Genomic DNA, 5846 nt, shown 5'->3' on the forward strand with positions numbered 1-5846 from the left:
CGGGTGATACTGGCGAATGTCGATCCCATCCAGCAGCAACTCACCGGAAGTCGGCAGGAAGAGCCGGCCGACCAGCCGACCCATCGTCGTCTTTCCCGATCCTATGCGGCCGATGATGCCGATCCGCTCACCCGGCTTGACCGAGAAATTCAGGCCGGTCAAAACTTCGTTTTCCGAGCCTGGATAGACAAACCCGACATTCCTGAACACCATCGCCCCCTTGCGGATGGGGCGGTTGACGAAGCCCACCGTGTCGGGTCGATCTTCCGGTTGAGCCATGATCGAATTCACCATCCTCAGCGAGAGCATGGCCTGGCGGAACCGGGACAACGTTATGGCGATCTGGCCGAGCGGCGCCACGGCCCTGCTCGCCAGCATCACCGTTCCTATGATTGCTCCTGTCGAAACATGCCCTTCCGAGAAGGCATAGGCGCCGGCCACGACCAGGGCGACGGTCACCAGCTGCTGTATGGACTGGGTGATGTTGCCCGCCGCCGCCGAAAGCTGCTTGATCTTCTCGGACGTGTTGGCGGCGTTCTTGGAGTGCTCTCCCCATTTCCGCAGCAGATACGCCTCGGCGCGCAGCGACTTGATGGTCTCCAGCGTCGAGATCGATTCGACCAGCAGGGCCTGGCGCTGCGATGCTTCGTTCATCGAGGCGGCGACGCGCTTGCCGATGCGGCGCTGGGTGACCAGGCCGACGATGACGGACATCACGAAGGCCAGCGCCGGTATGATCACCAGCCAGCCGCCTATTGCATAGATCACAAGGAGAAAGACGAAGACGAATGCCGTGTCGATGAACACGCTTATGGTGTTGGAGGTGAAGAACTCCCTGACGAACTCATATTGCGTGACCCTGTTTGCGTATTCGCCGGTCGAGCCGGGGCGCGCCGAAAGCGACGAGTTCAGCACTTTTTCGAACAGCAGATAGGATATCCGCAGATCCGCCTTGCGCCCGGCATAGTCGATGAGGGAAGCCCTTGCCGTCTTCAAAAGCAGGTCGAACAGGATGACCGCACCGATGCCGAGAGCCAGGACCCACAGTGTCGATATCGCCTTGTTCGGCAGGATCCTGTCGTAGACGTTCATGGTGAAGATCGGCGAGGCTATGGCCAGCAGATTGATGAACACCGCCGCCAGGACGACTTTCGAGTAGGTGCGCCAGAAAGCGCCCATCGTCCCCGTAAGCCAATGTCTTCGCTCGATCCTGGCCGCCGAGCCGACCGACATGGTCTCGGCGGCATTGGCATAGGTGATCGAAAAGGAAGCGCCGCCGCTGATGTAGCTGGCGGCCAGTTCCGACCGGCCGATCGTGGTGCGGCCGTCTTCCTGGGGCGCGGTGATATACGCATCGCCTTCGCCTAGAGCCAGCAGGGCGACGGGCAATTGGCTGACGCGAAAGACGATGGCCGGCAGGTCGATACGCCCCCTGAGAAAATCGCGATGATTGAACTCGGTGACTTCCAGGCCGATGCGTTCGGCAAGGTGCCTGATGTCGTCGGCCGCAATTCGCGTGTCCGAGAGCGGCACGCCGGCAAACAGCACGGTCTCCGCGCTCGGCCTGCCGAGATATCCGGCAACGGCCGAGAAGCAGGCCTTGAACGCCTCCTTCGGGGAGAGGATGTTGGGTTGCTGGTTCACGATCTGCCCGTCAGGACGCTCGCTGGACCTTGTGCTGTCCTATTTCTTCCTCACCGGAGCGAGAATATCGAATGGCAGGTCGTTCTTCTGCTCCGATGGCGTCCGCGCATAGGTTTCTGTGTCCGCGGTTTCCGGTGCTGCGAACTCGGTGCGTGCATAGGCCGTCGCTTGCTTTGCCGGCTCGAGATTCATCGTTTTCAGCAACTGTCCGGTCGCGGCCAGGAGCCGGTACTGGGCAAACAGCGATGCGTAGGAAGCGGTATCCGCCAGCGTTGCCGTGTTGAACCGTGTATTCTGCGCATCGAGCACGTCGAGCAGCGAGCGCTGTCCGACCTTGAACTGCTCGCGATAGGAAGCAACCAGCTTCTCATTGGCAGCGGCTTGTTGCCTCAGGGTCTTTGCCAGATCGGCTTGCCGGAAACGGCGATCCCATGAGGTGCGAACGGCTTCCTCGATTTCGCGCTGGACCTGATGCAGCGCGAGACGCTGTTCACTGGTGCGGCGGATCTGTTCCTGCTCGTTGGCCTTGTCGATGCCACCGCGGTAGAGGTTCCAGCGCAGGACCACGCGCGCCTGCAGGTCGGTGGTGTCGCCATCGTCGCCGTCAATGTCGGTTCCTGCCCGGGCCCGACCTTCAGCGATGATGGAGGGGCCAAATTTTGCCCGCGCAGCGTCCACGAGGGAGGCCGCCGCGTCGATGTCGCTGTTGGCCATGTGTACGCGCGGATTGCTTTCCCGCGCCAACCCTATCGCGTCGTCGAGCGAGCGCGGGAGTGCGGCCGAAACATCGCCAGGCCTCGAAGGGCTGGTCAGTGGCTTTCCGACGGTTTTGAAGAAGCGGATCTTGGCCGCTTCCAGTTCCTCGGTCGCCTCCTGCATGCGCGCCTTGGCGGCGAACAGCCGTTCCTCGGCCTGTTGACGGTCGGCCTCGTTCAGCGCGCCGCCCGAGATGCCTTGCCGGATGTCGCCGAGAATTGCCTGGTGGAAGCCGAGATTCTTCTTCGCTTCGGCAACGATCGAGGCCTGCAGCATGTATTCCAGATAGTCCTGGACAACGGACAACCCGATGAATTCGGACCGTTCCAGAACGCGGAACGAAGCGCCGTCGACGCGCGATGCCTGACGGTTCAATTCGGCCCGCCTTCCGCCGCTGTCATAAAGCGTCTGCGAAACGGTAAGATCCGTTTCAGCCGGATAGAGCGCATCGCCTTCGATGGAAAGAGAGCGCCGGGACGGATTGTCGAGCCGGCGAACGCCAGCCGATGCCTCGACATCGACACTGGGAAGATAAAGGCCCTTGGCCTGCCGCAACTCGAACTCGATGGCTTCGCGATTTTCGATCGCCTGTCCAATCTCGGGATTGGACTCCACCGCGACAGCCATCGCCTCCTTGAGCGTGAGCGCGTGAGCGCTGCCGCAGGTCAGCATGGTGGCCGCCATCAAAAGACCAAGGCGCCTGCCTATGGTCGACATGTTTGTCGTATTCATTAATCCCACCCTAACGTTTCCCCAGCGTCCTTTTCAGAGCGCTAACCAAGCCAAGGCCTGCCCGTCGGTGGATTATTCACAGATTCACGAAATATGTGAGCGATTATTGATTTAGAGATCGCTAAATAGCCTTTTTGGGCAACAAGGCTGCGAGATGTAGCAAAAATAGCACATAACGTCGGCTCGCTGCGGTTGTATCCAGACGCCGCATTCAGTGGGAAAGCACAAAAAACGGCAGGCCAGTGGGCCGGTATGGCCAGAATCATGGCCGGTTCGGATAGCGGCTGTCGATGATCCAACCTGAAGTTGAGCCCTTTTTCAGGCACGCCCCTTTGGATGCCGCGTCCAAAAATACTCCATCGCGGCGGCCGGCGTACGCTTCATGTGGCTCACTGCGGCCAAAAGCTGGTCAGCGCGCACCCTAATTTGCGCTCAACGCCACCATGCGGTCGAGCGCCGCGGTCAGGCCGCGAAGCGACACAGGGAAGCTCAGCGGGGTCTCGGCGTCCGTCGTGACATTGAGCTTCAGCACCGAGCCTCCCCTCAGCTTTCCAAGCGTCGGCCGATCAACCGTAAAGACGGAGACGCAACCCGTCGGCAGGCAGGTCCTGAAGCGCTGCGGGGACGGCGGTTGATCGTCGATCTGCAGCGTCACGCCCGGATCAAGGAGGATGCCGAAGGGCAGAAGCAGGGTAGCCGTCGTCGAACCGTCCGGGCGTGCCGCGATCTCCATGGCAAGAAGCCTCTGCCCGTTCTGCTGGACCTGGTCTTGCGCAAGCGAGCACACTCTCGCCTTTTCCCGTACCGAACAGGTCACGCTCCAGTCCTGATAGACCTCACGCAGCGATGAGGGTCCATCCGGGACAGCCGCCACCTGTTGCTGGGCAGACGCCGGCGACATCAATGAGAATAGAATTGCTCCACATGCGGAGACGGCCTTCGGGCCAAGCTTCATGTGCAGACCCATTCGCGGATCTTGCATTTCTCTCCCGTCGCCTCGCAGGCCTGCAAAGCGAGATCCTCCGCTTCCCGACGGGTCTCGGCCGAGTTCACGCCCCAGGGCGTGAAACGGTTCTCCACTTTGTCTGCCACGGCAAGCGCACCGCAGTGCTTGTAGGGAAAGCCGGTCTCGTCGTCATCATTCCAATGGCGATGGTTGCGGAAGACGGTGACGACGTTGCAGGCCTTTCCGCCTGCGTTCTCGCAATATTTCTGTGCGATGTCCTTCGCTTCCTGCCGCTTGTCGGCGCCCCAGAAGAAGCCGTATTTGCTATCGGCCTGCGAATAGGCAATGGCCGCCCATATGCCCTTTTCCTCCTGTTGCGGTTCCGATGGGGCCACAAGGTCGGCTGAGACGACTTGTCCGCTCCACAACAAGGTCAAGCCCAAAACTGCCAAAGCCTGCAATCTCATGGTCGGCATCCTTTCCTTGACCTCACTCGCTTCGCGTCCTACTTCGCCGCCGAAGCAAGGGAGATCACCACACAGCTTTTGCCCGTCGGCAGGAGAAGCGCTTCACCGGCATTGCCGCCGAGCTCGTAGACCTCGACCTGCCCGAGATGGTCGGTGATCTTGCTGCCCTGCGGCAGGATGGATGGGATGTCGGCGCACGGGCTGGCGAATGGCGCCACCCGCACCATCGCCCCTTCGCAACCCGTGGCGGTGGGCGATGCGAAGACGATGCCGGCGGCCGGTCCGCTATAGCGTTCCGACGCATAGTCCATGCCGACAAAGGCCTGGATGGCGTGCTTGTCGGCGGCCTGGTCGTTCCACAGGGATTTGACGCTGTATTTCGTGCCGGTCGTCAGGATCTGTCCGAGCACTGGATAGACGGTCGAGCAGGCCTGCACACCGGCCTGCTTGACATGCTCGAGGAAGGGCGTGTCCGGAAGCACGGGGGCCGCCGCTGTTGCTGCAGGTGCGGCCGTCGCGCCGCCGACCAGATTGGCGACCGCGGCGTAATTCCCGGCGGCGAAGCCAAGCCCCGCCACGACCAATCCCAGCAGTGAATATCCGGCCGCGCGTGGCCAGCGCCTTGGGGGCTCGGCCCGCCTCTGCCGATCCGCCTCGACGCTCGGAGTGCGTTTGGCGGACGTGAACTGGTCCTGCTGGCTCATGGTGGCGCCTCGGTTATTTGAGTGGTGAAAGGGCGTCTGACAGCCCCTTGAGCGTTGCGGTAACGGTGATCGTCTGCCCGTCGACCGTCGAGTAGGAGATCGCCGGCGTCGCGTTCTGCGATATCTGCCGGCGCATGACGGGGCCGACCGGCAACATGCCGACACAGACCATTTCGTTGCAGCCGTTCAGCTGCACGTCGATCGGCTGCTTCTGTCCATCGAATTTCACGGACACCAGGCCATCGCTCCTGGCGTTCGGGGCGGTGCGCAGGATCATGTACGGCTTGCCGTCCTGGGTGGCGGCAAGCGACCAGCTGAAGGCCATCTTGCCGGACGCGTCCTCGATGATCTGCGAGACGTTGCAGACCTTCTTGCGGGCTTTGAGGTTCTCGTCGCAGATCAGCGTCCAGTTGTCGAATGGGCGTATGGTGCGCTGGTAGTCTCCGAGCTTCACCTCGGGCGGGAGCACCACGTCCGAAGGCTTGATCCTGTAGGTCGACGCGACCTGCCCGGCGGCCGGCACGAGGCCGCCGCAAAGCGCCAGGCAGGTCAGGGCAACAAGTCCTTTCATCCCTGCCTCAGTTCAAGGTGAAGCTG

The 5846-nt window shown here is 61.7% G+C and carries 6 protein-coding genes; all 6 read right to left on the bottom strand.

All coding sequences use genetic code 11. From position 1 onward, the window contains the following. On the bottom strand, window positions 1–1644 hold a 1644-nt coding region (locus EN969_RS13935), incomplete at its 3' end, for an ABC transporter transmembrane domain-containing protein (RefSeq protein WP_127419186.1). 39 nt (window positions 1645–1683) lie between these two features. Next, complete coding sequence (locus EN969_RS13940; RefSeq protein ID WP_013529844.1) at window positions 1684–3132, bottom strand: TolC family protein; 1449 nt, start codon at window positions 3130–3132, stop codon at window positions 1684–1686. A 421-nt stretch (window positions 3133–3553) separates the two neighbouring features. Further along, window positions 3554–4099, bottom strand: a complete 546-nt coding sequence (locus EN969_RS13945; protein WP_063168902.1) for an invasion associated locus B family protein — start codon at window positions 4097–4099, stop codon at window positions 3554–3556. After that, window positions 4084–4545 (bottom strand): DUF4189 domain-containing protein, encoded by a 462-nt coding sequence (locus tag EN969_RS13950; RefSeq protein ID WP_013529842.1) that lies wholly within the window; start codon window positions 4543–4545, stop codon window positions 4084–4086. The genes EN969_RS13945 and EN969_RS13950 overlap by 16 nt, the downstream gene beginning before the upstream one ends. A gap of 38 nt (window positions 4546–4583) precedes the next feature. Continuing rightward, a complete protein-coding gene (locus tag EN969_RS13955; protein WP_013529841.1) occupies window positions 4584–5249 on the bottom strand; it encodes a hypothetical protein in 666 nt (221 codons plus the stop codon). A 13-nt stretch (window positions 5250–5262) separates the two neighbouring features. Further along, a complete protein-coding gene (locus tag EN969_RS13960; RefSeq protein ID WP_013529840.1) occupies window positions 5263–5820 on the bottom strand; it encodes an invasion associated locus B family protein in 558 nt (185 codons plus the stop codon). Window positions 5821–5846 lie beyond the last annotated feature (26 nt).

This window comes from Mesorhizobium sp. M7A.F.Ca.CA.003.01.2.1, from assembly GCF_003998945.1.
In the GTDB taxonomy this organism is placed as follows: domain Bacteria; phylum Pseudomonadota; class Alphaproteobacteria; order Rhizobiales; family Rhizobiaceae; genus Mesorhizobium; species Mesorhizobium ciceri.

Excerpts from the sequence above, each read along its gene's own strand:
- EN969_RS13940 (WP_013529844.1), bottom strand. The coding sequence starts at position 3,132 with ATGAATACGACAAACATGTCGACCATAGGCAGGCGCCTTGGTCTTTTG.
- EN969_RS13945 (WP_063168902.1), bottom strand. The coding sequence starts at position 4,099 with ATGGGTCTGCACATGAAGCTTGGCCCGAAGGCCGTCTCCGCATGTGGA.
- EN969_RS13950 (WP_013529842.1), bottom strand. The coding sequence starts at position 4,545 with ATGAGATTGCAGGCTTTGGCAGTTTTGGGCTTGACCTTGTTGTGGAGC.
- EN969_RS13955 (WP_013529841.1), bottom strand. The coding sequence starts at position 5,249 with ATGAGCCAGCAGGACCAGTTCACGTCCGCCAAACGCACTCCGAGCGTC.
- EN969_RS13960 (WP_013529840.1), bottom strand. The coding sequence starts at position 5,820 with ATGAAAGGACTTGTTGCCCTGACCTGCCTGGCGCTTTGCGGCGGCCTC.